Source organism: Pseudomonas sp. MWU12-2319 (assembly GCF_023242525.1).
Classification (GTDB): Bacteria; Pseudomonadota; Gammaproteobacteria; order Pseudomonadales; family Pseudomonadaceae; genus Aquipseudomonas; species Aquipseudomonas gingeri_D.
The window spans coordinates 161,559-187,215 of record NZ_JALJES010000007.1; the positions used below are offsets into that span (position 1 = coordinate 161,559).

Sequence of the window (25,657 nt, forward strand, 5' to 3'; positions counted from 1 at the left end):
CTTTCAAGGATTGGAGCAGGCCATGAGCAACGCCCCAACGCCCGCCGGTGACAGCGCCGCCGCGGGCCCGCAGTTTCTCGGCACGCGCATTCGCGGCCTGCGCAAACGGCGTGGCATGACCCTGACCGAACTGGCGACCCAGGCCGAACTCACCGCCGGCTATATCAGCCAGCTGGAGCGCAACCTCGCCTACCCGTCGATCCCGGCCCTGTTCAATATCGCCCGCAGCCTGGGCGTGACCATCCAGTGGTTCTTCGCCAGCGAAGCCATCACCGCCCCCGAAGACAACGGCTACGTGGTGCGCAAGAACAGCCGCCTGAGCGTGCACTACGAAGACGGCATCGTCGACCAACTGCTGACCCCGCAACCCAACCGCCAGCTGGAAATGCTCCATTCGCGCTTCCCCCCGGGCACCTACAGCCAGCAAAGCTACAGCCACGAGGGCGAAGAAGCCGGCTACCTGCTGTCCGGGATTTTCGAGCTGTGGGTCGGCGATCGCCATTTCCAGCTGACCGAGGGCGACAGCTTCAGCTTCTCCAGCCAGGAACCGCACCGCTACGGCAACCCCGGCGAGGTCGACGCCGTGGTCATCTGGGTCATCACCCCGCCCACGTTCTAACCCCACAAGGTCCCGTCATGAGCACCGAACAAGCCGCCCCGGCGCTGAAGGAAATCTTTAACAGCGAACGCCTGCTGCATATCGCCCACGAAATGCGCGCGGTGTACCCCGACTTCGACAGCGCCGGCTTTATCAGCCGCACCCACCAGGGCCTGGACGAGCTGTCGATCATGCAGCGCCTGGCGCGGGTCAGCGAAAGCCTGCACGCGGTACTGCCCCAGAGCTACAAGCAGTCCCTCAAGCTGCTGCGCCAGCTCGCTCCGCGCCTGAACAGCGCCTTTGTCAGCATGTGCCTGCCGCACTATGTGGCGAGTTACGGGGCCAAGGACTTCGAACTGTCGATGGACGCGCTGAAGTACTTCACCGCCTTCGGCTCCTCGGAGTTCGCCATACGGCATTTTCTGCTCAACGATTTCGAACGCACCCTGGAGGTGATGAAAACCTGGTCCCGGGACCCCAACGAACATGTTCGCCGTCTTGCCAGCGAAGGCTCGCGACCGCGCCTGCCATGGTCCTTCCGGCTGGCCAGGATCCAGGCCGACCCAAGCCTCGCCGCCGACATACTCGACACGCTCAAAGCCGACGACAGCCTCTACGTGCGCAAATCGGTGGCCAACCACCTCAACGACATCACCAAGGAGCATCCCGACTGGGTGCTCGAATTGATCGAAGGCTGGTCGCTGGACGACCCGCGCACCGCCTGGATTGCCCGTCACGCCCTGCGCAGCCTGATCAAACAGGGCAACCCGCGCGCCCTTACGCTGATGGGCGCCGGTGCCAAGGCCCAGGTCGAGGTGCTGGACTTGAAGGTCGAACCGGCGGTGATCCGCCTCGGCGACAGCGTCACCCTCTCCTTCACCCTGGCCTCTAGCGCAACCGCCAGCCAGAAGCTGGTGATCGACTACGCTATCGACTACGTGAAGGCATCGGGCGCCACCTCGAGCAAGGTTTTCAAGCTCAAGACCCTGCACCTGGCCGCCGGCGCCAGTGAAACCCTGAGCCGCCGCCAGCACATCCGCGAACTGACTACCCGCAAGCACTACAGTGGCCACCACGCTGTGCACTTGCTGGTCAATGGCGAGCGCCTGGGCAGCAGCGGTTTCGATATTCTCGAATAAGCCCCACCGAAGCTGGGCGCCCCGCGCCAAGCCCAGTAGAATCGCGACCTCATTTTTTCCAGGGCCCCGCCATGACCGCTCACCAGACTCCGCCCGCCGCCGAGCCCCAGGCCAGCGAACTGATCCTCGGCCTCGAGGACCGCCCCCGCCTGCTGATCGGTCTTCTGGCAGCGCTGCAACATCTGTTGGCGATCATCGTGCCCATCGTCACCCCCGGCCTGCTGATCTGCCAGGCCCTGGGGGTGTCGGCGCGGGACACCAACCTGATCGTCTCGATGTCCCTGGTGATCTCCGGCATCGCCACCTTCGTCCAGTGCCGCCGCTTCGGCCCCTTCGGCGCCGGGCTGTTGATCGTCCAGGGCACCAGCTTCAACTTCGTCGGCCCGCTGATTGCCGGCGGCGCGCTGATGGTCAAGCAAGGCACACCGGTGGAAGCGGTGATGGCGGCGATCTTCGGCGTGGTCATCGCCGGTTCCTTTGTCGAGATGGGCATCTCGCGCATCCTGCCCTTCGTCAAACGCATGATCACCCCGCTGGTGACCGGTATCGTCGTGCTGATGATCGGCCTGACCCTGATCAAGGTCGGCCTGATCAGCATGGGCGGCGGTTTCAGCGCCATGGCCAACGGCACCTTCGCCAATGGCGAGAACCTGCTGCTGTCCGGCGTGGTGCTGGCGATCATCGTGATCCTCAACCGTATCCCGCTGGTGTGGATGCGCAGCTGCGCCATCGTTATCGCCCTGGCGGTCGGCTATGCCCTGGCCGGCTACCTGGGTCGGCTGAACTTCACCGGCATGCACGAGGCCGCGCTGTTCCAGATCCCCACGCCGCTGCATTTCGGCCTGGATTTCTCCTGGTCGCTGTTTATCCCGATGCTGGTGATCTACCTGGTGACGTCCCTGGAAGCCATCGGTGACGTCACCGCCACCAGCAAGGTGTCGCGCCAGCCGGTGGAAGGCCCGCTGTGGATGCAACGGATCAAGGGCGGCGTGCTGGTCAACGGCGCCAACTCTTTGCTCGCGGGGCTGTTCAACACCTTTCCCAGCTCGATCTTCGCCCAGAACAACGGGGTGATTCAGCTGACCGGCATCGCCAGCCGGCATATCGGCAAATGGATCGCCCTGATGCTGGTGCTGCTCGGCCTGTTCCCCTCGGTGGCCGGGGCGATCCAGGCGGTGCCCGAGCCGGTGCTCGGTGGCGCGGCCATGGTGATGTTCGGCGCGGTGGCGGCCTCGGGCATCAATATCCTCGCCAGCATCCACCTGGACCGCCGCGCGCTGCTGATCATCGCCGTGTCCCTGGCCCTGGGCCTTGGCGTCTCCCAGGTACCGGAATTCCTCGCCCATATGCCGGCGGCGTTGCGTAATGTGCTGGAGTCCGGGGTGGCCACCGGTGGCATCTGTGCGCTGCTGCTGAACTGGTTCCTGCCAGAAGCACAAAAAGCCTGATCAGCGAAACCGGCGGCGGTCTTGAAAGCCGCCGTCTTGAGCCTTCCAGCCAGAAAAAAACCTGACCGAAATCAGGCTCTTATTAAACTAAAGTTCATGTCCTGCAAGGGGCTTTTGACTCGGAACTGTCACATACCGACCCTTTAATTGTTTCAAGAGTTTGCTGCTCTTATTTCAATTCTGTGACTAGGATCCGAACCCAATGAACAAGCTGTTGAGCCCCTTAGTGGGCGCCGCCCTGGCGAGTGTCACGATCTACGCCCATGCGGATTTCATCGATGACAGTCACGCCGACGTGACCCTCCTTAACCGTTACCTGAACCAGGATGGTCAAGGCGTCAGTGGCAGCACGGCCAAGGCCAAGAGCTATCACGATTGGGGCCAGGGCTTCCAGTTCGACTTCAAGTCCGGCTACACCGACGGCACCATCGGCCTGGGCCTGGACCTGCAGGCGTTCTACGGCCTGAAGCTCGACTCCGGCGGCGACCTGGACGACAAGACCCACCAGGGCCGCTACCCCGGCAGTATGTTCCCGCTGGACAACGGCAAGTCCGTCGACCAGTTCGGCGTGATCAGCCCGACGTTCAAGGCACGTTTCCTCAAGGATGAACTGCGCATCGGTACCCTGTACCAGAACAACCCGATGCTGGCCAACACCGACGGCCGTCTGTACCACCAGACCAACACCGGTGCGCAACTGGTGTCCAAGGACCTGGACAACTTCACCTTCACCGTCGGCGATATCACCCAGACCAAGATCCGCAACGAAACCGGCGACACCGGCATGATCACCGCCGGCGGCACCAAGAAAAGCGATCGCTTCCTCTACGGCGGTGCCGACTACGCCGGTATCCCGGGCACCACCCTGAGCGCCTGGTACTCGAACCTGTCGGACTACTACCAACAGGCCTTCCTCGGTGCCAAGCGTCATGACGCCCTGCCTGTCGGCGCCATCGACAGCGACTTCCGCGCCTACCGCAGCCTGGGCACCGGCGGCAACGCCGATGGCGACAGCCAGTACTCGGCCGCCGGCTACTACGGCAACGGCCTGACCAAGGGCCGGATCAACCAGTCGACCGTCAGCCTGATGGAAAGCTACAGCCTGTCCGGCCACACCGTCGGCCTCGGCGTGCAGAAGAACAGCGGCAACAGCGACTTCCCGTACCTGGACTCCGGCCTGAACAGCGGTGCCGAACTCCAGGGCCCGGGTTCGGGCGCCGACAGCCCGGCACTGACCAATATGCAATTGAACAAATTCCAGCACGCGGGTGAGCGCAGCTGGCTGGCGCAGTACAAATATGACTTCGCCCAGTTGGGTGTGAATGGCCTGGTGTTCGCCACCACCTACGTCCATGGCGACCAGATCCGTACACCGGCCGATCCGAATGCCAAGGAATGGGAACGCGATATCTCCCTGGCCTACAACGTCCCTACCGGCCAGCTGAAAGGCCTCGGCGTGCGCTGGCAGAATGCCCATGCCAGCCCGGACATCACCGGCCAGACGATCCAGGACGAAAACCGCTTCTACGTGAGTTATGTGATCCCGATCTGGTAAGAAACCGTGGGGCTTGGAAAACCCTGATGCCGCTCAATCAGGACCGAACACGGTCCTTGTAGGAGCAGAGCTTGCTCGCGAAGAGGCCCTTGAGGCCGCCAATAGCTTCGCGGGCAAGCTTCGCTCCCACATCAGGTGATATGACGTTTTCAATAATCCAGACTGCTTATCAACCGACTCGATCCATCAATCCCCGGAACAACCGCTGCCCCAGGTCTTGTACTTGTACTCCTTGATCTCCCCGGTCGGCGTCTTGTAGGTCATCTTCGCGTCGACGATGCCGCAGGCATAAGGATCGGAATCCACGCTGATAACTTGCGCGATGTCTTTTCTATCCAGGGCAAAGGTTTGGGCACTGAAAAGCACGATCGCAACGGTCAAGCACTTGGTATAGATATTCATGATCACTGACTCGATATGAGAAATAGGGAATAACCCGCCGCGCTGGGCAGACTGCACCTGCGCAGGCTCTCAATCGACCATTATCTATGGATTAAGGAATTGGCAGAGCTTATTAACTAATAGTTTATAAACGCCTTAACACTTAGCTAATTGAATTCTATCTAGCCCCCGCCACGGCTTCCGCCCGCCGGAAAGATGACGAAACATTCATGAAACATGGTTTCCTCTAACGGGCAGTGCTGATCTCACCGAGCAACGGCGGGCTGTACCACACTCCTTTTCAGCAAAATCAAAATTTCTTCTTGATGCTACCCTCAGCCGTGTTCGGAGTGCGGCTGGCCGGGACCGAAGGGGGGAATCGCCTATTTCTTCATTCGGCAGCTCTGGATACTCCTTATCGACAACAAGTTGATTTGTGAAATGCTTTTCACCCAACGCCTCATTAAAGGCTGACGCCAAGTCGCGCACGGGCTGAGCGTGTGCCTGAGAAGTAAATCCTCCGACAAAGCAGACCGTAACACCCCATAAAAATGACACAAGTACTTTTCGCCCATACAACACAAGCCCAACCGCAACACCATCAGCCACAACGTCATCCTTTACCAGGTCATTGAACACCCCGTTCATATCAATCTCCTCGAAAACCCATGTGTCACACTTAAAACCGTTTTCATAAATCAGCCTGCCCCAAACCCTCAGGCTGCCTACTGCCAGAGATGACAGTAGGCGTTCCCTTGATTAAGGCTCAGTCTTTTCCCATAGGTATGGAGCCTGGCGATTCATCATGAGGATACGTTCATGAAACTGAATAAACCGTCCATCACCGACGTCTTCAATATTGTCATTTTTTGTCTGGCCCTCTCCGGGCTCAGCGCTGCGGCCCAGGCGGCCTTGCTGGATGAAGGCAGCGCCGGCGGCAACAGTTGCACGCCCGCCTCGGTCAGCGGAACTGATCGTGCCGATCACCCCGCGGGTGATCACCGACAACAGCGAGGCCCGCCAGATCACCGACGAATACCGTCAGCAGTTGCAGTTGATGAAACCCCTGGAGCCCCCGCCCATGCAAAGAAATGACACTTTTCCAGCACTTGCAGACCCAGCGGCACTACACTTTGCGAAAAGAGCCCGAAGCCGCCACGTCAACCGGACACAGGAAGTACGCAATGATGCGATGGAGCCGATATAGAAGTGCGGCGCTGGTCACCCTGTTTGCCATTCTGGTCAGCCTCCTGGCGTTCCTGCTGATCAAGGCCTTTTCCCGGGAAACCTCCACCTATTTCGAGTCCCGCGACCTGCTCCGCCAGCTCAAGCAGCTGGATGCCAGGCTCGACGCGAAGATTCTCAAGACCCGCATCAGCGACGAATACAATTACAACCTGCTGGCCATCCCCATCGCCGATTCCAGCCGACGCTGGGACCAGTTGGTCGCGCAGAACAGCTCCCTGGACAACTCCAGCATCTGGCAGGCGCGCAAGAAGGCCTACCTCGACGCCACGGCGGAAAAGAACAAGCTGATCGAGCAGTTCCAGGCCCACAACACCGCCTTGCGCGATGACCTGGAAACCCTGTCGGCGATCGAAGACACCGTCCAGACCGACCTGGAACCCTTCAGCGCCGAACACCCGGTGGAAACCCTGAGCGTGCTCTACAGCGCCTCGAAGCTGACCTTGAGCGCCCTGGAATATGCGCAGCACGTGTCCAATGGCAAAGCCGACAAGATCGAACGGCAGATCCAGCACCTGGCGGCACAAAAGACCAGCCTGCCGGCGGCCCTGGGCCCGTCCATCGACAAGCTGATCGCCCAGGCCAATGTGGTGGTCAGCGAACAACCCCAGGTCAATGACCTGCTGGACCGCATCGGCTTTATCCCGGTGGCCGCCAGCCTCGACGGCATCAACGAACTGTTGAATGAAATCCAGCGCCGCGCCGAGCTCCAGGACCGCCAGTACCTGATCTATCTCAGCGTGTGCGCGGCGCTGATGGCCGTGCTGGTGTTCTACCTGATCATTCGCCAGTTGCGCAGCTATGCGCTGATCAATCAGATGAACAGCGCCTTGCAGCTGTCCAACGACCGCCTCGAACAACGCGTCGAAGAACGCACCCGCGAACTCAAGGAAGCCCAGAGCGAGCTGATGGACGCCGCGCGCACGGCCGGCATGGCGGAAATCGCGACCAACGTCCTGCATAACGTCGGCAACGTGCTCAACAGCGTGAACATCTCCGCCGATCTGGTGACCCGCAAGATCCGCTCCAGCAAGGCCCAGGGACTGACCAAGGCGGTACAGTTGATGAACGAGCACGCCGACGACCTGGGGGACTTTGTCAGCCGTGACGAAAAAGGCAAGCTGCTGCCCGCCTACCTCAACCAGCTGGCCGCGGCCGTCGCCACCGAGCAGACCGAGATCATCCAGGAACTGGCGCAACTGAGTAAAAGCGTCGACCACATCAAGGAAATCGTCGCCACCCAGCAATCCTATGCCGGCGCGGCCAAGCTGCTGGAAGCGGTGAACATCACCGACCTGTTCGAAGATGCCCTGCGCATGAACTCGGGGGCCCTGAACCGGCACAAGGTCACGGTGCTCAAGGACTACCACCCGGTCCCGACCTTTCTCGGCGACAAGCACCGGCTGCTGCTGATCCTGATCAACCTGATCAGCAACGCCAAGTACGCGGTGTCGGACCTGACCAACCGCGACCGGGACATCACCCTGGGCGTGCGGGTGGTCGACGGCAAGACCCTGCGCATCAGCGTCAAGGATGAAGGCGAAGGCATTGCGCCGGAAAACCTCGCGCGGATCTTCACCCATGGTTTCACCACCCGCAAGGACGGTCACGGCTTCGGTTTGCACAGCTGCGCCCTGGCGGCGCTCGAGATGGACGGCCGCCTCTACGTGCACAGTGACGGCCCGGGCAGGGGCGCCCTGTTCACCCTGGATATCCCCCTGCAAACCATCCATATGCAAGACGAGCATCCTGCGGCGAACGCCTCCCCCGCCTCGGTATATTCGAATATTCATCAATGAGAGAGAGCCATCCGCCAGCACTCGCTTTACACTTTGTCCCCGCCCTTCTTCACCCAAAGATCCGTCCCTGATGACCGAAAACTTCGAAGTCCCAAGCCCTCACGAAAAACACGTCGAACACACCACCGAACACGCCCATGCCCGTGGAGACGGCTTTGCCAGCCGGATCGCGGTGATGACCGCGATCATGGCCACGATTGGCGCCATGCTCAGCTACCAGGCGGGCTCCACGGAAAGCGAAGCGGCGATGGACAAGAACAACGCCGCGATCCTCAAGACCGAAGCCGCCAACCAGTGGAACTACTACCAGGCCAAGTCCAGCCGGCAGAACCTCTCGGAGATGGCCAGCCATATCCCGGGCCTGGACGCCGCGCATTACACCGCTGAGGTCGAGCGCTACAAGAAGGAAAAGGAAGTCGTGCGGCAGAATGCCGAAGGCCTGGAAGCCAAGAGTCGCGAGTGGGATAACAAATCCGAGCAGGTCCTGCACCAGCACCATCGCTGGGCCCAGGCGATGACGGCGATCCAGATTGCCATTTCGCTGGCGGCGATCACCTTGCTGACCCGCAAGGAATGGCTCAAGCGCCTGGCCTACACCGCGGCGGGTGTCAGCGTGGTGCTCGGCGGCCTGGCCGCGTTGCATATCTGAAACGATAACGCCCGACCTCAGTCAACCCGGTACCGGCCGGGCTGACTGATGGAACCCTGTGACCGCAGCTTACGCCTTGGTGCTGATGGTTTCGCCGATCGGCTGACCGCTGCCGTTGGAAACGGCTTTCGGTGCCGCAGTGGCCGTGGCGGTGTGATGCTGGTGCTTTTGCACCAACTTCTGCGCTACGCGGTCGCCATGACTGGCTTCCTGTGCGGTTTGTGCCGCGGTTTCGGTCGCTTCCTTCAAGGCGTCGGCGACGATGCTGGCGGTGGTGGTGGCGGTAGTGGAAGTTTTCTGTGCAGGTGTCGGGGTCGCCTGGGACTGACCGGCAATACGCACAGAGACTGGGTTTGCAGCTGGAATTGCGCCGATGGACATCGGACTCTCCTTAAGTTGGGATCAGCAGACGTGCCCGGCCATGACTTGGACTGGAGCACGGTTCACTACTTACTGTCTCGACCCTTCAAACTGGCCCGCCTGCGAAACAACCGGAGGCAAGGGAGAGATTGATCCTCGGCATGTACCCGATCCGTTACGGTCAGGTGAAAACTTCGGATATCCCGGATCTGCGAGGGGTTCGCAGTCAGGTACAAACAGGCCTGCACACCGCAGAACCTGTGGGAGCCGGCTTGCCGGCGATGGCGTCCGAATGGACAGCGCAAGGCTCAAGGGCCTCATCGCTGCAAGCCAGCTCCTACAGGGGTTGCGTTATCAGATCTCGCCTTCCACGTCTTCCAGGCTGAAGGTTTCGGTGGTGTCGTTGTAGGAGAAGATCTCGGCGTAGCGGCCCCAGCTGATCACGCTTTCCAGGGTCTGCTCGACGAAGTCTTCGCTGAGGGAGTCTTCCAGTTCCTGTTCGAAACGCACCCGCGGCGCCCAGTGCCCGTTACGCTCCTGCAACACCTGGCGAATCCGCGCCGCCAGGGGCACGGTGCGCAGCAGATGCTCGGCAAACATCACCTTGCGTTCCTGGGTACCGTCTTCGGCAAAACGCTTGCCCGCATCGGTGAGCTTGATATCGGCCCCGCGCAGTTCGGCAAAACCCAGGTGCTCGAGCATCTCGGCCACCGGAAACAGGTCATCGACTTCCAGCAGCAAGCGCTCGGCGACGTTCGGCAAACCGGCATGGCCATGGTACGGCTCGGCCGCCAGGGCTTCGATCAGACCGGCCATCAGGTTGGTCGGCACTTCCGGCAGGCGGCTGCCCAGTTGCAGCTCAGCCTTGCCGGTGCGTTCGTCGGCACTGCGACGGTTGGTCATCAGCGCGTAGATATCGTCGACCATTTTGCGGAAGATCGGATCCAGACGGTTGCGCGGGTGGGCGAACGGCACCTTGATCTGCGCCACGACGCGCCCCGGGTTGGACGACAGCACCAGGATGCGGTCGCACATCAGCACCGCTTCCTCGATGTTGTGGGTCACGATCAGGATCGACTTGATCGGTAGTTGGCCGCCGCTCCACAGCTCCAACAGGTCGGTCCGCAGGTTTTCCGCGGTGAGCACGTCGAGGGCGGAAAACGGCTCGTCCATCAGCAGCAGGGTCGGGTTGACCACCAGGCCGCGGGCAAAACCCACGCGCTGGCGCATGCCACCGGACAGCTCGCGCGGATAGGCGTTCTCGAAACCGTCGAGACCGATCAGGTCAATGGCCGCCAGTGCGCGCTTGCGCGCTTCCTTAGGCTCGACCTGCAAGGCCTGCAAGCCGGCTTCAACGTTTTCCAGCACGGTCAGCCAGGGAAACAGGGCGAAGGTCTGGAACACCATCGCCACGCCCTTGGCCGGGCCGTCCAGGGCTTCGCCGTTGTAGAGCACTTCGCCGGAAGTCGGCTGGATCAGGCCGGCAATGATCCGCAGCAAGGTCGACTTGCCGGAGCCCGAGCGCCCCAGCAGCCCGACGACTTCGCCTTCGTGCAGGTGCAGGTCGACTTCGCTGAGTACCTGACGCTCATCCTTGCCGTTGCCAAAGCCCTTGCTCACATTGGTGAGCGAGTAGATTTCGCGGGCGCTGCTGGTGTATTCGATATGACTGTTCATAAGAGCGGCTCGGATTAATTCAGACGAAGTTTGTTTTCGGCGATGGCGTACATCGGCCGCCAGAGCAGACGGTTGAAGGCCACCACAAAGACCGACATGACCACGACGCCCAGGGTGATTTTCGGAAAATCGCCGGCGGCCGTGGTCTGGGCGATATAAGCCCCCAGGCCATGGGCCACGACCTTGTCCTGGCCCCAGGAAACGAACTCGGAAACGATACTGGCGTTCCACGCACCACCGGAGGCGGTGATCGCACCGGTCACGTAATACGGGAAGATCCCCGGCAACATGACCTTGCGCCACCACTGCCAGCCACGGATATGGAAGTTCGCGGCGGCTTCACGGAAGTCGTTGGGGAAGGCGCTGGCCCCGGCAATCACGTTGAACAGGATGTACCACTGGGTCCCCAGCACGATCAGCGGGCTCAGCCAGATATCCGGGTTCAGGTTGTAGTGCAGGATCACGATGACGAACACCGGGAACAGCAGGTTCGCCGGGAACGCCGCGAGGAACTGCGCCAAGGGCTGGATCTTCTCGGCCAAGTGCGGACGCAGGCCGATCATCACCCCCAGCGGCACCCAGATCAGCGAAGCCACGGCGATCAGCAAGGTCACCCGGACCAGGGTGATTGCCCCCAGGCCAATGACTTCGCCGACATCGGAGAGGGTCACTTCACTGCTGACATACATAGCGATGTGGTACAGCGCATAGGCCGCGAGCAAGGTGATGAACACACCCCAGACCCAATCAACCACCCGCGACGTCGAGGGGTTGGGTGCGCTGGCCCGGGACTTGACCCGGGGCAGGCTCAGGCGCAGATGGCCGATCCGGGTAAAGAAACGTGAAATCGGCCGGATCAGACGCTGGATGACCCGGGTCCGCTGGATCAGGTTGAGCACCCAGGATTCCGGCGCGCCGCCCTGGGCCGCGGTGTCTTCCATGCGGAACTTGTCCGCCCAGGCCACCAGCGGACGGAACAGAAACTGGTCGTAGACCAGGATCACCACCACCATCGCCAGGATCACATAACCCACGGCGGTGAGGTCACGCTGTTCGATGGCGGTGGCCAGGTAGGAACCGATGCCCGGCAGGGTGATGGTCTTGTCGCCGACGGTAATCGCCTCCGACGCCACCACGAAGAACCAGCCGCCGGACATGCTCATCATCATGTTCCAGATCAGCCCGGGCATGGCGAACGGCACGTCGAGCTTCCAGAACTTCTGCCAGCCGGACAGCTGCAGGCTCTCGGAGACTTCCGTCAGGTCCCGCGGCAGCATGCGCAGCGACTGGTAGAAGCTGAACGTCATATTCCAGGCCTGGCTGGTGAAGATCGCAAAGATCGCCGCGCACTCGGCGCCCAGCACCCGCCCCGGAAACAACAGGAGGAAGAAGGTCACGGTGAACGAGATATACCCCAGCACCGGCACCGACTGGAGGATATCCAGCACCGGCACCAGCAGTTTCTCGGCGCGCTTGCTCTTGGCCGCCAGGGTCCCGTAGAGAAAGGTGAAGATCAACGCCGCGACCATCGCCGCGAGCATGCGCAGGGTGGTGCGTATGGCATATTCCGGCAGGTTGGCCGGATCGAGGGAGATCACCTGGCTCTGCAGGGTCGAGATCGGGGCCCAGGTTTCCCGCGCGCCGATCGAGAAAAACAGCAGGAAACCCACCACCAGCGGCAGCGCGATCAGGTCCCAGCGATTGGGCAGCAAGCGCCGGGTACTGGCCGGGATGTAATGGCGTAATACTTTATTCATCGTCAATGATTCCAGCAGCGTTCTGAAATACAGGCCCACGAACTCCAGGATACAAACGCACAAAGCGCTGCGGTGCCGGCAGTCTAAGCACAGCACATTCTGGAGAAGTGGTTGGAAAATCGTCGAAGCAAGGCCACGTACTGAACGCTACAGACTGGATACCGGGGCGACGGCTGCGCACCGGCGGTATCCCTTTGTAAATCCCGCTACGTGGCCTACCGAGAATGGGCAGGGTCCAAGTTCGAATCTCCTGGGGGTGGCGGTTGAAACGTGGGGGGTATGGCTCAGGGCGGAAGTATACATTTCAAAATGTTACAGATATGTATATTCCGCATAATTTGTCAGGTTAGCGTCAGGAATGCGCCCAACGCCGATGCAGGCCGCGCGCCAGGGCATCAAGCATAAAACCCAGCACGCCGATCAACAGCACCATGGCCATCAGCTCCGAATAGGCCAGGCGGTCACGGGTATCAAGGATAAAGTAGCCGAGCCCGGCGCTGACCCCGAGCATTTCGCAGGGCACCAGCACGATCCAGAGAATCCCGATGGACAGCCGCACGCCGGTCAGCACATGGCCGAGCACACCGGGCAGGATGACCTGGCGCAGGGTTTCCCAGCGGGTCGCGCTGAGGCTGCGGCTCAGTTGCAACCAGCGCGGGTCGAGCTGGCGCACCCCGGCCACGGTATTGAGCAGGATCGGCCAGACAGCGGCAAAGGCCAGCAGGAAATAGATCGGCTGGTCACCGACCCCCATCAGCATCACCACCACCGGCATCCAGGACAACGGCGAGATCATCCGCAGAAACTGGAACGCCGGGGTGGTCGCCGCCTCCAGGTGCCGATAGCTGCCAATCAGCAGCCCCAGCGGCACGCCGACCAACAGGGCCAGCAACAGCCCGATCAGAATGCGCTTGAGGCTGACCAGCACGTTTTCATAGAGCTCGGCACGGCCGAGCAGCTCCACCAGGCTGGTCAGTGTCGCTTCGGGCGAGAAGCGCGCCGACAGCCCGTCGGGGCTGCCGAACAGGTGCACGCCCAGCCACCAGAGCAGCAGCAGGCAGAACAACCCCGCCAGGCCCAGCCCCCAATGCAGGAGCGATGAGGAAGGCTTGCCGATCAAATGCCGAACTCCTCGCTGCGTTCAAAGCTGTCCGGCAAACCGAAGGCCTTGAGCCCGCCCACCGCCGCCAGGCTGTTGCGTACGAAGCGGTCGTCCACCAGATCACGGGCGGTCTGCTGCGGATCGAGGCCAGCGAGGAAACCCTTGTCGCCCTCGATCAGGGTGTTCTTCAGGCGCTTGACCAGTTCCTCGGTGTAGCTGGGGAACGGATACGGCTGGAAGTCGATGCGCTGCTCGTCCCAGTTGCCGTGCTGGATCGCCCCGCTGGCCAGGTAGGCATCACGATCGGCGGCACTGGGCACCAACACCCGATTGAGCACCTGGGTGGTGTGGGGGGTGTAGCGATTGGTGCCGTCCTTGGACAGCAATTTAGCCGCCTCGGCGCGATTGTCGCGGGTCCAGAGCTGAGCCTTGACGATGGCGTTGACCACCTTCTGCGACCACTCGGGCCGGTTGTTCAGGTCCTGCTCGTGCATGAACACCACGCAGCAGGCGTGATTGCGCCAGAGATCGCCGGTGAAGCGCTGTACCCGGCCGACCTTCAGTTCCTCGGCCAGGGCATTGAACGGCTCGGCGACGATATAGCCGGCAATGCGCTTGCTCGCCAGGGCCGGCGGCATATCCGAGGGCGGCAGCACCACCAGGTTGACCTCGTTGGCGGCCAGCACGCTGCTGGTGGGCTTGCTCACCGGTTGCAGGCCGTTGTCGCGCAGCAGTTGCTGGACCACCACGTTGTGGATCGAGTACCAGAACGGAATCGCCACCGACTGCCCGCCCAGTTGTTTGACCTCGGTGATACCCGGCCCCACGGTCAGGCCCGAACCGCCGACATGGTTCCAGGCCACCACCTTGGCCGGCACCTTGCTGCCGTAGCGCGCCCAGACGGTCATCGGCGACAGCAGGTGGATCACGTTGACCTGCCCGGAAATAAACGCCTCGATCACCTGGGCCCAACTGCGCAGCAGCACCGGGCGCTCGGCCTGGATGCCTTCGGCCTCGAACAGGCCGTTGTTATGGGCCACCAGCAACGGCGTGGCATCGGTGATCGGCAGGTAGCCGATGCGCACCGGCGCATTGGGCTCCGACGCGGCACGGGCCTGCAGGCTGTTGAGCAGCGGCAAGGCACCGCCGGCGGTCAGCAAGGCGCTGAGTTTGAGGAAGTCACGACGTGTATGGGTGAAGTCATCCAGGCACATGAGCCATCTCCGACGTTTCGAGCAAAGAGTGAGGGGGTGAGGTGCGGCTGGCCCGCCGAAGGGTCTTGAGAATCTCGATACGCAGGGTGCCCAGTTCCTCCACCAGCTCGGCACGCGGCTGAGGCAGGTCGATACGCCACTCGCCGAGGGTCCGCGCCGGGCTGTGGCCCAGTAGCAGGATCCGCTCGGAGAGCAGCAGGGCTTCATCAATGTCGTGGGTGATCAACACCGCCGCCGTGTTGTGCTCGGCGATCACCTTGAGCAGCAGTTGTTGCATATCGGCGCGGGTCACCTCATCCAGGGCGCCGAAAGGCTCGTCGAGAAACAAGACCTGCGGCTGGCGGGCCAGACAGCGGGCCAACGCCGTGCGCTGGGCCATGCCGCCGGACAACTGCGCCGGGTACTGGCCCCGGGCGTGTTGCAGGCCGACGGCGGCAATCGCGTGGTCGATCCGCGCCTTGCGCTCCTGGGCATCCAGGTGCGGCTGGCGGGCGAAGTCGAGGCCGAAGGCGACGTTCTTTTCCAGGCTCAACCAGGGCAGCAGGCTGGGGTCCTGAAAGGCCACCGCCACCCGCGGGTGCGGGCCGTCCAGGGGGTCGCCGAGGAAATGCACGCGGCCTGCGTGAGCCGTCTGCAAGCCGGCCAGGACCCGCAACAGGCTAGATTTGCCGACGCCGCTGGGGCCGAGGATCGACACCACCTCGCCGGCTTGCAGTTGCAGGTCGAAACCTTCCAGCACCGTTTGCCAGCCCTGTTCGCGGGGGTAACCGAGGCTGATCTGCCGGGCCTCCAGCAACGGCCCGCTCATGCCGCGGTATCCCGGGCCTGGCGTTGCAGCTCGGCGCGCAATTGCACCAGGCTCGGGGTGACGATCGGCACGAACGCCGACTCGCGCCAACGCCGGGCGAAGCCACTGCCGTATTCATTCAGATAGGCCTTGCCGCCGCTGGCCTGCAACTCCAGTTGCACCGCCTGGGCGACCGACTCGGCCAGGCTGATGCGGATCTGGAACAAGGCGCTCGGCTGGGCCAGGAAGCGCCCGTCGTGCAGACCGTTCTTGAGTTCCTCCACCGTTTGCTCAAGAGCGTGGCGCTGTTCCAGCAAGGGTTCGCGCAGAATCGAGCGGGTGTCTTGCAGATGGCCGTCCACTTCCTTCAGCGCCTGGCGCGCCAGGCCGATGGCCATGCCGCATTGCAGGCCGAGGAAAGCCGGGCGCACCGCCGGCAGAAAGACCCGGGCATCGTCGTGGAGCAACCAGTCGCGGCTGACTTCCACCCGCTTGAAGTCCAGGGCGGCGGTATTGCTCGACTGCAGGCCCATCAGTTGCAAGTCGTCCGAGCGTTGCAGACCACTCAGGGCATCCGGAATCGCCAGCACGAAGGGTGTGCCGCCCTCCTCCCGCTCAATGGCGGCCGCCACCACAAAACCGCTTTTGCGCAGATTGGTCACCCAGTGCAGACGGCCATCCAGGCACCAGCCATCACCTTGATCGCGGGCCCGCAGTTGCAGCGACTCGATGCCCGAGAGGAACTTCATGGCATTCGACAGTCCGGTGGCGCCGGCCAGTTCACCGCTGAGCAACGACGGCAGCAGATGCTCGCGCAATGCCGTGTTGGGACTGTGCAGCAGGTACTCGATAAAAGCCCGTTGGCCCCAGAACACAAAGGCCGCCGACAGGGAATGGCTGGCCACCTGGGCGATGCTTTCCACCGCATCGGCCACCGTGCCGCCGCTGCCGCCCAGGGCCTCTGGAACACCGATGCGCAGCACCTTGGCCGTCGCCAATCGGGAAATCACATCCTGTGGGTCGCACTGCCCCAGATCCAGAGCCTGGGCTTGTACGTCGAGCCATTGACTCAGTGCCGGATTGAGCATGTCGTTTTCTCCTTGAAGACAACGTCGAATAATAGCCGACGCCGATGAATCATTGATCTGTCGACTGCCAACGATATTTCGCCAGCTCAGGATTGAGCGGCGTGCGGGCAAAGACATTGGCGAAATTGCACAGTGTGGCCAGGCTTACCCCGAGGATCACTTCCAGGGCGTTGCCCTGGGTGTAGCCGGCGGCGAGGAACTCACTGAACACCGCGTCGCTGACATTGCCGCGGGTGGCGATCACTTCCCGAGCAAAAGCGGCGAGGACTTCGAGCTTTTCCTGGGGCAGTTCGTCCTGTCCGCGCAAGGCGTCGACCACTTCGGCCGGCAACTTGGCCTTGTTCAGGGCCACCGCCGTGTGCCCGGCAACGCAGAAGTCGCAACCGTGGGTGGTGGCGGCCACCAGTTGCACCACTTCGCGCTCGGCCAGGCTCAGCTCGGCCTTGCCATTGAGTGCCGATACCGTAACGTAGGTTTCCAGCGCCGCCGGTGCATTGGCGAGGACGGCGAGCAGGTTGGGGATAAACCCGGAATTCTTCTGGGCGTTTTCCAGGAAAGGCTTGGCCGCTTCGGGAGCGCTTTGCAGTGTATGGAGAGTGACGCGCGACATGGAGTGGACTCCTGTTGTAGGGTGAGTCCGACAAGTCTGTTGGTTATAAGAATTCCGATCCATATTCAAAAGTAGCGATTCCTTGCTTCTGAGTGTTTCCATTAGATGATTTCGTCGAGTCCGCTGGTTGATTGGTTATTAGAAAGCCTGGAACTGGATGCGAGCCTGTTCCATGTGGGCCGTTATTGCGGCGGCTGGCACGCCAGCACCCATGGCTTGGCGCGGGCGAGCTTCCACCTGATCGTGCAGGGTCACTGCTGGCTGCATATTGATGGACAGCAAGAAAGCCTGCGGCTGGAGGCCGGGGATGCGGTGTTTTTGCTGCGGGACCTGGATTATCGGTTGTCGAGTGCTCAAAACAGCGTAGAGGCGCAACGCTTGCCGCGCCAGGCGATGACCGGGCTAGACAGCGCTGCGCAGGATGGCGTGGGGCTGGTGTGCGGGTTCTTTCATTTCAAGTCCGGGCTGTCGTCATTGATTATCGACGGGTTGCCGGACTGGATTGTGCTGCGGGCGGGCGATCCGTCGTTGAGCGCCGCGCGGGCCTTGTTCGGGTTGATCCTGGCCGAGTGCGAACGGCCACCGGCGCCCTCCTCGGCGCTGCTGGAACGCTTGAGTCATTTGTTGTTTCTGTATGTGCTGCGCCAGCAGGTGGCGGAGAACCGGAGCCTGGGTGGATTAGTGGCACTGGCCCGGCATCCGGGGTTTGCGCCATTGCTGGAGCAGTTGATCGAACGGCCTGGGGAGAGTTGGTCGCTGGAGAGCATGGCGGCTTGTACCGGGATGTCGCGTTCGGCGTTTTTCAAGCGCTTCAACGAACTGGCCGGGCAGTCACCGGGGCAGGTGCTGCTGGCGTTGCGGATGCGCCATGCCAGTCGGTTGCTGCGGGCCAATAACACCGTGGAACAGGTGTGTGCGGCGGTGGGGTATCAGTCGATTGCGGCGTTTACCCGGGCGTTTGCCAAAGCGCTCGGGGTGCAGCCGGGGGCTTATCGGCGGCAGCATGAGGGGCGATGACGCAGCAGCGAAGGGGCCCGTGAGATCGCCAAAAGCTTCGCGGGCAAGCCCTGCTCCTACAGGTTTATGCCGTACCCCAGATTTGTGTCCGGCGCCGTCCCGTAGGAGCCTGGCTTGTCGGCGAAGGCGTCGGCGAATATTGCATCACAATCGCTGGCTGCCAAATGAAGGACTGTGTCGCCGCCCCCTCATTGATCAACTAACGCCGCTGGTGAACTCATCCTCCAACACCGAATCCACCCGCCCCTGCGCCAGCTCGATCAGACGCACCACGCCCATCGCCACCTTGCGCTCAGGGCCAGTGAGATTATCGGCATGTTCGTAAGCGGTGGCCGCCGCTGACTCCAGAATCGCACTGGCGTCGACCAGGATTTCTTCACGACTTTCAGGTTCGGCGTTGATCTTGCGGGTTGAATTGGCGCCGCATCGCTTCGGACTCGTACCTTGCGGCAAATTGTAATAAGCCAATGCACGGTCGACGATGTGCGGATCGATGGTTTCGACGCGCAGTGACACAGGAGGGTTGGGCGTGATCTTGAACATGTCTGAAACTCCTAACAGAGATAAGGAGCCGACACCTTCTCGCTTGCACACGAATGAGGGTGGCAGCTGTACGCAGGTGTGCAAGACCAGGTCTGTTAGGACACCCGGCAGACCCGAAGGTCTCCCACGCACAGCCACCATAAAACAGGCGGACTGCAAAAACGCCCAGGCATGACATGGACGTTGTGCGTCATAACAGAATTCCGGACTTGCACGTCCGTATCACCGTTTTTGCGGTGACAAGATGCAGACTAGCCACCGGTTCTGCCAGGAGCAACAGGGTAGAAGTTTCTAGGAAATTTCACTCAATGGAAAGCGAGCCGTCTTGCAAGATAGGTACAAGACAACCCAACCCTCACTGCAAACCATAGGAATAAACCCCAGCATCATTGCTGTTGTACCAGTTGCCCTTGGCCCAGATCACCCGGTCCTGCGCCCCTTGAAAGCCGAGGATCCCCAGGTAACCGTCAACCGCCAGCCGTTGCCAGGAGTGCCCCCAGTCCTTGGAGTAGAACACCCCGTTCGCGGAAATTTGCGCATCCGACCACCAGTAGAGCCAGCGCGGCGGCCGGTGTTCGCTTGAGGTGTTGATCAGCAGGCTGTTCTGCCCCACCCAGAAATTCTTCTCGCGCAACTGGCTGTCCGACGCCAACGGCGCGAACACACTCGGTAGCTCACCCATCGGCTTCCAGCTCAGCTTGGCGGTATCCAGCTCGGCCACCACATCTTGCCCATGCTCGCCCTGGTCGATCAGGCCCATCACCCGCCCGCTGCCATTCTCCACCAGTGCGTCGATAAACAGCCCCTCCTCGCGCTGCACAGCCCCGACCTGCCACTTCCCTGCTTTGCGCTGCAGTGGTGCCCGGGTCGTGACGTTGATCGCCAAGCTGCCGCTTTCACCGTCGGGATTGCTCCCCCAGAAACGCTGGGATACCCAGATAAACGCCCGTTGCGCATCCAACTGAGTGACATAGGTCTGGATTTCCCCATAAGTGCCGGAGTCGCGCCATTCAGTAATGTCAGGCCGCTTGCCCTGGGCATACTCGGTAGACACCAGCAGCGACTCGGCCGCGAATATCGGGGTGCTGCTCGCGCCGCGATCAGCGGAGTAGAACACCCCGGTGGAGATGGCACCCGGCTTGTCTTCGCCGCTCTCGTTGTCGGTTCCGCTCGGGGTGCCCCAGGCCCAGACTTCATCCGGGCCATGAAAATAGGGCTTGAGGTTCCAGGCCAACTGCTCGGCCTTGGGGAACAGGCCTTTGCTCAACCAGGTCCAGCGCTTGCCTTGATCGTCGCTGCGAAAGATCACGGTCTGCCTGATCTCATCGCCGCTCGCGCCCGCGACTTCGGGGCGCTCAAGCCCGGTCAGCAGGAAAACACTGGCCCCATCCGGGCTGGCCACCAGGCAGGCGGCGTCGCTGACATGGGCCACCATTTGAAACTGGCCTTGAGCGTCCAGGCGCGAGATAAAGGAGGTTTCCTTGTCCCGGCCCGAGAGAAGGCCGGAGAAAGCCCCCGAGTCTTCTGGCGTCAGATCCTTATTCTCAACCGGCTTGCCATGGAGTACGGCATCCAGGTCCACCACGTCGGCGGTGGGCTGCAGCTGTTTCGCGTCCCCCTCCAGGCGCCCCACCAGCCAGGTGCCCTGCGGGGTCACCACCACACCGGTGCAGTACTGGGTCATCGCGCGCTGACGGGTGTCCTGCACGGCGCCGATCTGCTGCTTGTCCGGGCTGCTCCCGCCCCACTCCAGCTTGGCGCTGGTAATCACCCACATGTACCAGAGCCCGGCGCCGACCAGCAGCGCGACAAACAGTTTGGTGAACAACTTTGATCGAGGCATGAGGGGATCCGAGTCCATGGAAAAGGCTGAGAAGCTTTTCGCATTTCTTTCACCGGGAGTAAATTTTTATTGCTTGCGAACACCGGGCCCCAGTCGAAAAAATGTCAGCGCTGTGACGCCGATTCCATTCATCACACCCGGAAAGTGTGCCGCCGCAACGACAGGCCTTGTGGAAACGGGCCGCTATCCTCCACCCTTTCGCCAAGGACCCGGGAGTCAAAGGAATGCAGAGCATCCAGTTTCAAAGAATCATCGATCTGAGCCACGTCATTACGCCGTCCATCCCCCTTTGGCCCCACGACCCTCCCGTCGCGTTCAGTGGGGTGGCCTCACAGGCACAGGACGGTTACTACCTGCGCAGTTTCAGCATGGGCGAACACAGCGCAACCCATATGAATGCGCCCAACAGTTTTCACCCCGATGGCATCGGGATCGATGCCTACACCCCGGAGTCGCTGGTACGACCGGCCGTGGTAATCGATGTGCGGGCGCAGGCACAGGCCGATCCCGACTATGTGATCAGCCCTCAAGATATCGAGCGCTGGGAGCAGGCCCATGGTCGCATCGCCCAGGGTTCCGTCGTGCTCTTCCATACCGGTTGGCAAGCGCTATGGAACGACCCCAAGCGCTTTTTCAATGAGGATGACCAAGGTGGCCTGCACTTCCCCGGGGTCGGCGCCGATGCGGCAAGGCTGCTGATCGAAGAGCGTGAGGTCGCCGGAATCGGGATCGACACCCACGGGGTCGATCCTGGTCAGAACACGGCATTTTCCACCAACCACCAAGTCCTGGCGAAAAATGGAATCATCCTGGAGTGTCTGACTCATCTGGATCAATTGCCCGCCACCGGTACAACGCTGGTCATCGGGATCCTGAAACTCAAGGACGGATCCGGCTCCCCCGCCTCCGTGCTGGCCTTTGTGCCCTGATCTTGTCAGGGTTCGAGCGCCTGATCCCCCTACAAACAGCCCACGCCCTTCAGCGTTACTTCCACCGCCTGATCCAGCGGCGTATGCGGCTCGGCCCCCAGCACGCTCAACAGATAGGCATTATTCATCCGCACCGGCGTACGCCACAGGTAACGCATCTCCAGCATTTCCCGAAAGGTGGTCACCAACGGCGAGGCCAGTCCTACCAGCCACCAGGGAAAGCGCCGCAGCCTGGTCTGGCCGCCCGCGCGCTCGACCACGCGGCTGATAGCGGCTGCTATCTGGGTGCCGTCGGCGTCCCAGTAGCCCTCCATATGAAAGGTCGCGAAGGGGGGCAAGTCACCTCGACGCACCACCAGTTCGACCATGGTCCGCGCCACGTCCGGCAGATAGGCCCACTGATGACCGACGCCCGGATCGCTTGGCAGATTGATCACTTTCACTGCCTGCCCGGGCTTGATCATCCCCTGGGAAAACCAACTGTTACCAGCCTGCGGGCCGAAGAAGTCGCCCGACCGCACGACAATCGCTCGAACCCCGTCCCGCGTCGCATCCTGCAATCGGTGCTCAAGCTCGACGCGGATACGCCCCTTGCGCGTCAACGGACGTTGCACCGCCTGTTCATTCAATTCGGCAAAGGCATCCGGGCCGTAGTTGTAGACCGTGCCCGGCAACACGACGGTCGCCCCTTCAATACGCGCCGCCGCAATCGTATTGTCGATCATCGGCAGCACCTGCTCGGCCCAGTGCCGATAGCCCGGCGGGTTGACCCCATGCACGATCACGCTGCAACCCCGCGCCGCCCGCACCACGTCGTCACGGTTGAGGGCGTCGCCACGCAACCACTGGATACCGTCGCGCTGTTCGGCCGCCGTCGCCAGGCCACGCTTGAGTGCCTGCACCAGCCAGCCGCCATCGCGCAGTTGCCGCGCCACTTCGCCGCCAATGCCACCGCCGGCGCCCAGTACCAAAACCTTGTTGCTCTGTGCTGCCATGTCAATTCTCCAGGAAGGTAACGATGAACAGAGTCTGGGCCTGCCCCTTCAGGAAATAAATTGCCTAGCACAAGCTATCCGCCATACATTTATGCATGGACCAGATCATGAGTTGGGAGCTGTACCGAACCTTGCTTGCCGTGCTGACGGAGGGCTCGCTCTCGGGCGCCGCACGGGCGCTGGGCATTGCCCAACCCACCGTGGGCCGACATATCGCCGCGCTGGAAGCGTCATTCAAGCAACCGCTGTTCACCCGTTCGCAGACCGGCTTGCTGCCCACCGAGACCGCCCTGGCGCTACGCGGCTATGCCGAAGCCATGCAGCACACCGCCGCCGCGCTGGAGCGTGCCGCCACTGGACAGGGTCAGACGGTGAACGGCACGGTGCGGATCTCCGCCAGTGAAATCATTGCCATCGAGGTGCTACCTCCGGCACTGGCACTGCTGCGCCAGGACCATCCGCAACTCAAAATCGAGCTGCTGGCCACCGACAAGATGCATGACCTGCTGCAACGGGAGGCCGATATTGCGGTGCGCATGACCGTGCCGAAACAGGATCAACTGATCGCCCGACGTGTCGGCCAGGTGGAACTGGGGCTTTATGCACATGTGGACTATCTGCAACGACACGGCACGCCTAGCACAATGGCCGATCTGTCGAGCCATGCCTTGATCGGCTTCGATGTCACCACCCCCTTTATCCGTGCCGCCAGCAAACAAGTGCCCGGCTGGAATCGCGAGGCCTTCACGCTGCGCACCGACAGCACCCTGGCGCAACTGGCGATGATCCGCGCCGGCTGCGGCATCGGCATCTGCCAGAGCGCCCTGGCGATCCGCACGCCGGCACTGGTGCGGCTGTTGCCGGAGCGGTTCACCTTCCAGCTGGAAACCTGGGTGACCATGCACGAGGACCTGCGCACCAGCCCCCGTTGCAAGGCGACCTTCGATGCGCTGGTGGAGTGTCTGCAGGCCCATATCCGGGTGACGGGCCCATCATGAGTTTGCCGGCCTTTACCCGGTGAACAGACGGCCAGCGTCACGCCAGCAGATGAAGCTCAACCGTGACGTGCACCAACTCTTCATGGATCGCCAGTTGCGCCTTGAAGTAGTCCGGCGTGGCCGGCAAGTGCGTCACCAGGCTTAGCACGCAGGCGAACTGGCCCTTGCCGACCCGCCAGACATGCAGGTCGCTGATGCTGGCTGGAATCGGGCTGGCCGCAATGACCTCGCGGATTTCCTCGACCACCGGCGCATCCATTTCCGCGTCCAGCAAGATACGGCTGGTCTGGCGGATCAGCCCATAGGCCCAGCTCGCCACCAGCCCCGCGCCGACAATCCCCATCAGCGGGTCGAGCCACGCCGCGCCCCAGACCTTGCCACCGATCAGCGCCAGGATCGCCAGCACCGAGGTGGCCGCATCGGCCACCACATGCAGGTAGGCGGAACGCAGGTTCAGATCGTGGGCATGTTCATGGCCGTGGTCATGATGATGGTCGTGGTGGTGATCGTGGGCATGGCCGTCCTTGAGCAGCCAGGCGCAGGCCAGGTTGACCATCAAGCCGACGATGCCGATGACAATGGCTTCGTCATAATGAATCGCCGCAGGTGAAATCAGCCGTTCAACCGACTGATACAGCATCAGCCCCGCCACCATCACCAGGAACAACGCACTGGTGTAGCCGCCCAGCACTTCGATCTTCCAGGTACCGAAGGCAAAACGGTTGTCACTGGACAGGCGCCGGGCAGCGCCATAGGCCAACACCGACAACCCCAGCGCCAACGCATGGGAACTCATGTGCCATCCGTCGGCGAACAGCGCCATCGAGTTGTAGTACCAACCGCCGGCGATCTCGGCGACCATCATGATGGCCGTCAGGATCATGGCGCGCCGGGTGTTGGCCTCCGCCAGGGGATTTCCATCGTTGAGGATTTTCGAATGGCAGTTCTGATGAGTAGCATTGGGCGAAGACATTGGGCTACAGTCCTGATGACAAGGTCGAAACATACTATACCCCAGTATAGATAACACACAATGGGACAATTCCATGCCGCATACCATCAAGGATAAAAAGCGCCTGCTGACCCGTGTCAGGCGCATCAAGGGCCAGGCCGAGGCCTTGGAAAACGCGCTGAATATGGAAGTCGAGTGCACCGCCGTGCTGCAACAGATCGCGGCGATCCGTGGCGCGGTCAATGGTTTGATGAACGAGGTGCTGGAAGGTCATATCCGCGAACACCTGGGCGCGGACGATGTCACGCCGGCCCAGCGCCGCGAGGATGTGGATGAAGTGGTGTCGGCGCTGCGCTCGTATTTGAAGTGACTTCGGCGGGCCTGTGAGGGCCGCCCAGGGTGCGTGGGAAAACCAGCACGCAAGCTGGCGGGCTGGTGTTGGCTGGCGGACTACAAGGGTTGGCGCCCGAAGAAACTAGGCATTGCCCCGGCCATCAAACTCGAACCAGAAACTGGCGCCGTGACTTTCGGCTCGACCGTGCATGAGTGCGGTCAACAGATCATGATTGAAATGTTCGTGATACGCGCTGCCAAACAGCAGCTTCGTCCGCGGGTTATCCGTCATCAGCGCCAGCAGCAGATACTGTTCCGTCCAATAGATCTGATGATCAATCAGCCATTTCGTCGGCAGGCCAAAGGGCAGAAAGACATCATGCACGTGGACAAAGATCTTCTTGGTGATTTTCGGCAGCAGGCGCAGGTAAATTTGCAGGCAATCGCTCCCTGTCTTTACCGTATGCGTGGAATCGATAAACAGGATATCGCCATCTTCCAGCGTGGCGTTCAACCACGCGGCTGTCAGATCCTGGGCCCGCATCGCTTGCAGTTCAAGCGCCCCCTCGTTAGCCAGGGTGGTGATGAACGGCCTTGGAAAGGGTTCGATGCAACGTAATGTGCCTGAACCGCTCACG

General features: G+C 61.7%; 26 protein-coding genes. 11 read left to right on the plus strand and 15 right to left on the minus strand.

The window, feature by feature from the left end; translation table 11 throughout:
* Positions 1 to 22 precede the first annotated feature (22 nt).
* The 4 genes from M5C01_RS13965 (at position 23) to M5C01_RS13980 (ending at position 4,740) form a co-directional block, all read left to right on the plus strand.
* On the plus strand, positions 23 to 619 hold the full coding sequence (locus M5C01_RS13965) for a cupin domain-containing protein (protein ID WP_152739910.1): 597 nt from the start codon (positions 23 to 25) through the stop codon (positions 617 to 619).
* Positions 620 to 636: 17 nt separating this feature from the next.
* The gene (locus M5C01_RS13970) at positions 637 to 1,737 is read left to right on the plus strand and encodes a DNA alkylation repair protein (RefSeq protein ID WP_152739909.1); all 1,101 of its coding nucleotides are present in this window, start codon (positions 637 to 639) and stop codon (positions 1,735 to 1,737) included.
* A 71-nt stretch (positions 1,738 to 1,808) separates the two neighbouring features.
* On the plus strand, positions 1,809 to 3,185 hold the full coding sequence (locus tag M5C01_RS13975) for a uracil-xanthine permease family protein (RefSeq protein ID WP_152739908.1): 1,377 nt from the start codon (positions 1,809 to 1,811) through the stop codon (positions 3,183 to 3,185).
* Between the two features lie 202 nt (positions 3,186 to 3,387).
* On the plus strand, positions 3,388 to 4,740 hold the full coding sequence (locus M5C01_RS13980) for an OprD family outer membrane porin (RefSeq protein WP_103495569.1): 1,353 nt from the start codon (positions 3,388 to 3,390) through the stop codon (positions 4,738 to 4,740).
* A gap of 186 nt (positions 4,741 to 4,926) precedes the next feature.
* Here the strand turns inward: M5C01_RS13980 and M5C01_RS13985 are convergent, their stop codons facing one another.
* A complete protein-coding gene (locus tag M5C01_RS13985; RefSeq protein ID WP_152739907.1) occupies positions 4,927 to 5,142 on the minus strand; it encodes a DUF2790 domain-containing protein in 216 nt (71 codons plus the stop codon).
* Positions 5,143 to 5,349: 207 nt separating this feature from the next.
* Positions 5,350 to 5,769, minus strand: coding sequence for a hypothetical protein (locus tag M5C01_RS13990; protein WP_152739906.1), 420 nt, complete (start codon positions 5,767 to 5,769; stop codon positions 5,350 to 5,352).
* A 171-nt stretch (positions 5,770 to 5,940) separates the two neighbouring features.
* Here M5C01_RS13990 and M5C01_RS13995 point away from each other — a divergent pair, with 171 nt between their 5' ends.
* The 3 genes from M5C01_RS13995 to M5C01_RS14005 all read left to right on the plus strand — a co-directional run bounded on the left by M5C01_RS13995 (position 5,941) and on the right by M5C01_RS14005 (position 8,814).
* On the plus strand, positions 5,941 to 6,216 hold the full coding sequence (locus M5C01_RS13995) for a hypothetical protein (RefSeq protein ID WP_178129875.1): 276 nt from the start codon (positions 5,941 to 5,943) through the stop codon (positions 6,214 to 6,216).
* Between the two features lie 89 nt (positions 6,217 to 6,305).
* A complete protein-coding gene (locus tag M5C01_RS14000) occupies positions 6,306 to 8,165 on the plus strand; it encodes a DAHL domain-containing protein (RefSeq protein ID WP_103495572.1) in 1,860 nt (619 codons plus the stop codon).
* A 70-nt stretch (positions 8,166 to 8,235) separates the two neighbouring features.
* The gene (locus M5C01_RS14005) at positions 8,236 to 8,814 is read left to right on the plus strand and encodes a DUF4337 domain-containing protein (protein ID WP_152739904.1); all 579 of its coding nucleotides are present in this window, start codon (positions 8,236 to 8,238) and stop codon (positions 8,812 to 8,814) included.
* Positions 8,815 to 8,883: 69 nt separating this feature from the next.
* Here the strand turns inward: M5C01_RS14005 and M5C01_RS14010 are convergent, their stop codons facing one another.
* The 8 genes from M5C01_RS14010 to M5C01_RS14045 form a co-directional block, all read right to left on the minus strand.
* Positions 8,884 to 9,195, minus strand: coding sequence for a hypothetical protein (locus M5C01_RS14010; RefSeq protein WP_152739903.1), 312 nt, complete (start codon positions 9,193 to 9,195; stop codon positions 8,884 to 8,886).
* 333 nt (positions 9,196 to 9,528) lie between these two features.
* Positions 9,529 to 10,851 carry a nitrate/sulfonate/bicarbonate ABC transporter ATP-binding protein gene (locus M5C01_RS14015; protein WP_103495575.1) on the minus strand — a complete coding sequence of 441 codons (1,323 nt, stop codon included), beginning with the start codon at positions 10,849 to 10,851 and terminating at the stop codon, positions 9,529 to 9,531.
* A 14-nt stretch (positions 10,852 to 10,865) separates the two neighbouring features.
* The gene (locus M5C01_RS14020) at positions 10,866 to 12,608 is read right to left on the minus strand and encodes an ABC transporter permease subunit (RefSeq protein ID WP_152739902.1); all 1,743 of its coding nucleotides are present in this window, start codon (positions 12,606 to 12,608) and stop codon (positions 10,866 to 10,868) included.
* Between the two features lie 352 nt (positions 12,609 to 12,960).
* Complete coding sequence (locus tag M5C01_RS14025; protein ID WP_100940315.1) at positions 12,961 to 13,725, minus strand: ABC transporter permease; 765 nt, start codon at positions 13,723 to 13,725, stop codon at positions 12,961 to 12,963.
* Entirely contained in the window at positions 13,725 to 14,924 is a 1,200-nt protein-coding gene (locus tag M5C01_RS14030; RefSeq protein ID WP_103499681.1) for an ABC transporter substrate-binding protein, read from the minus strand. Before M5C01_RS14030 ends, M5C01_RS14025 begins: the two co-directional genes overlap by 1 nt.
* Entirely contained in the window at positions 14,911 to 15,732 is an 822-nt protein-coding gene (locus M5C01_RS14035; protein WP_152739900.1) for an ABC transporter ATP-binding protein, read from the minus strand. Before M5C01_RS14035 ends, M5C01_RS14030 begins: the two co-directional genes overlap by 14 nt.
* Positions 15,729 to 16,799: an acyl-CoA dehydrogenase family protein gene (locus M5C01_RS14040; protein ID WP_152739899.1), complete on the minus strand. Its 1,071-nt coding sequence runs from the start codon at positions 16,797 to 16,799 to the stop codon at positions 15,729 to 15,731. The genes M5C01_RS14035 and M5C01_RS14040 overlap by 4 nt, the downstream gene beginning before the upstream one ends.
* A 49-nt stretch (positions 16,800 to 16,848) precedes the next feature.
* Complete coding sequence (locus M5C01_RS14045; protein WP_152739898.1) at positions 16,849 to 17,409, minus strand: carboxymuconolactone decarboxylase family protein; 561 nt, start codon at positions 17,407 to 17,409, stop codon at positions 16,849 to 16,851.
* Between the two features lie 105 nt (positions 17,410 to 17,514).
* Between M5C01_RS14045 and M5C01_RS14050 the strand changes: the two genes are divergently transcribed.
* Positions 17,515 to 18,426 carry an AraC family transcriptional regulator gene (locus M5C01_RS14050; protein WP_152739897.1) on the plus strand — a complete coding sequence of 304 codons (912 nt, stop codon included), beginning with the start codon at positions 17,515 to 17,517 and terminating at the stop codon, positions 18,424 to 18,426.
* Between the two features lie 195 nt (positions 18,427 to 18,621).
* Here the strand turns inward: M5C01_RS14050 and M5C01_RS14055 are convergent, their stop codons facing one another.
* Positions 18,622 to 18,969, minus strand: a complete 348-nt coding sequence (locus M5C01_RS14055) for a hypothetical protein (protein WP_152739896.1) — start codon at positions 18,967 to 18,969, stop codon at positions 18,622 to 18,624.
* Positions 18,970 to 19,324: 355 nt separating this feature from the next.
* On the minus strand, positions 19,325 to 20,812 hold the full coding sequence (locus M5C01_RS14060) for a hypothetical protein (RefSeq protein WP_152739895.1): 1,488 nt from the start codon (positions 20,810 to 20,812) through the stop codon (positions 19,325 to 19,327).
* Between the two features lie 224 nt (positions 20,813 to 21,036).
* Here M5C01_RS14060 and M5C01_RS14065 point away from each other — a divergent pair, with 224 nt between their 5' ends.
* The gene (locus M5C01_RS14065; RefSeq protein ID WP_152739894.1) at positions 21,037 to 21,741 is read left to right on the plus strand and encodes a cyclase family protein; all 705 of its coding nucleotides are present in this window, start codon (positions 21,037 to 21,039) and stop codon (positions 21,739 to 21,741) included.
* 29 nt (positions 21,742 to 21,770) lie between these two features.
* Here M5C01_RS14065 and M5C01_RS14070 read toward each other — a convergent pair whose 3' ends face one another.
* Positions 21,771 to 22,736 carry an NAD-dependent epimerase/dehydratase family protein gene (locus tag M5C01_RS14070; RefSeq protein WP_152739893.1) on the minus strand — a complete coding sequence of 322 codons (966 nt, stop codon included), beginning with the start codon at positions 22,734 to 22,736 and terminating at the stop codon, positions 21,771 to 21,773.
* Between the two features lie 95 nt (positions 22,737 to 22,831).
* Between M5C01_RS14070 and M5C01_RS14075 the strand changes: the two genes are divergently transcribed.
* Positions 22,832 to 23,734 (plus strand): LysR family transcriptional regulator, encoded by a 903-nt coding sequence (locus M5C01_RS14075; protein WP_152739892.1) that lies wholly within the window; start codon positions 22,832 to 22,834, stop codon positions 23,732 to 23,734.
* Positions 23,735 to 23,771: 37 nt separating this feature from the next.
* Here the strand turns inward: M5C01_RS14075 and dmeF are convergent, their stop codons facing one another.
* Positions 23,772 to 24,707 carry a CDF family Co(II)/Ni(II) efflux transporter DmeF gene (dmeF, locus tag M5C01_RS14080; RefSeq protein ID WP_152739891.1) on the minus strand — a complete coding sequence of 312 codons (936 nt, stop codon included), beginning with the start codon at positions 24,705 to 24,707 and terminating at the stop codon, positions 23,772 to 23,774.
* 73 nt (positions 24,708 to 24,780) lie between these two features.
* Here dmeF and M5C01_RS14085 point away from each other — a divergent pair, with 73 nt between their 5' ends.
* Positions 24,781 to 25,056: a metal/formaldehyde-sensitive transcriptional repressor gene (locus M5C01_RS14085; RefSeq protein WP_103495275.1), complete on the plus strand. Its 276-nt coding sequence runs from the start codon at positions 24,781 to 24,783 to the stop codon at positions 25,054 to 25,056.
* Between the two features lie 105 nt (positions 25,057 to 25,161).
* Here M5C01_RS14085 and M5C01_RS14090 read toward each other — a convergent pair whose 3' ends face one another.
* Positions 25,162 to 25,656, minus strand: coding sequence for a hypothetical protein (locus M5C01_RS14090; protein WP_152739890.1), 495 nt, complete (start codon positions 25,654 to 25,656; stop codon positions 25,162 to 25,164).
* Position 25,657 lies beyond the last annotated feature (1 nt).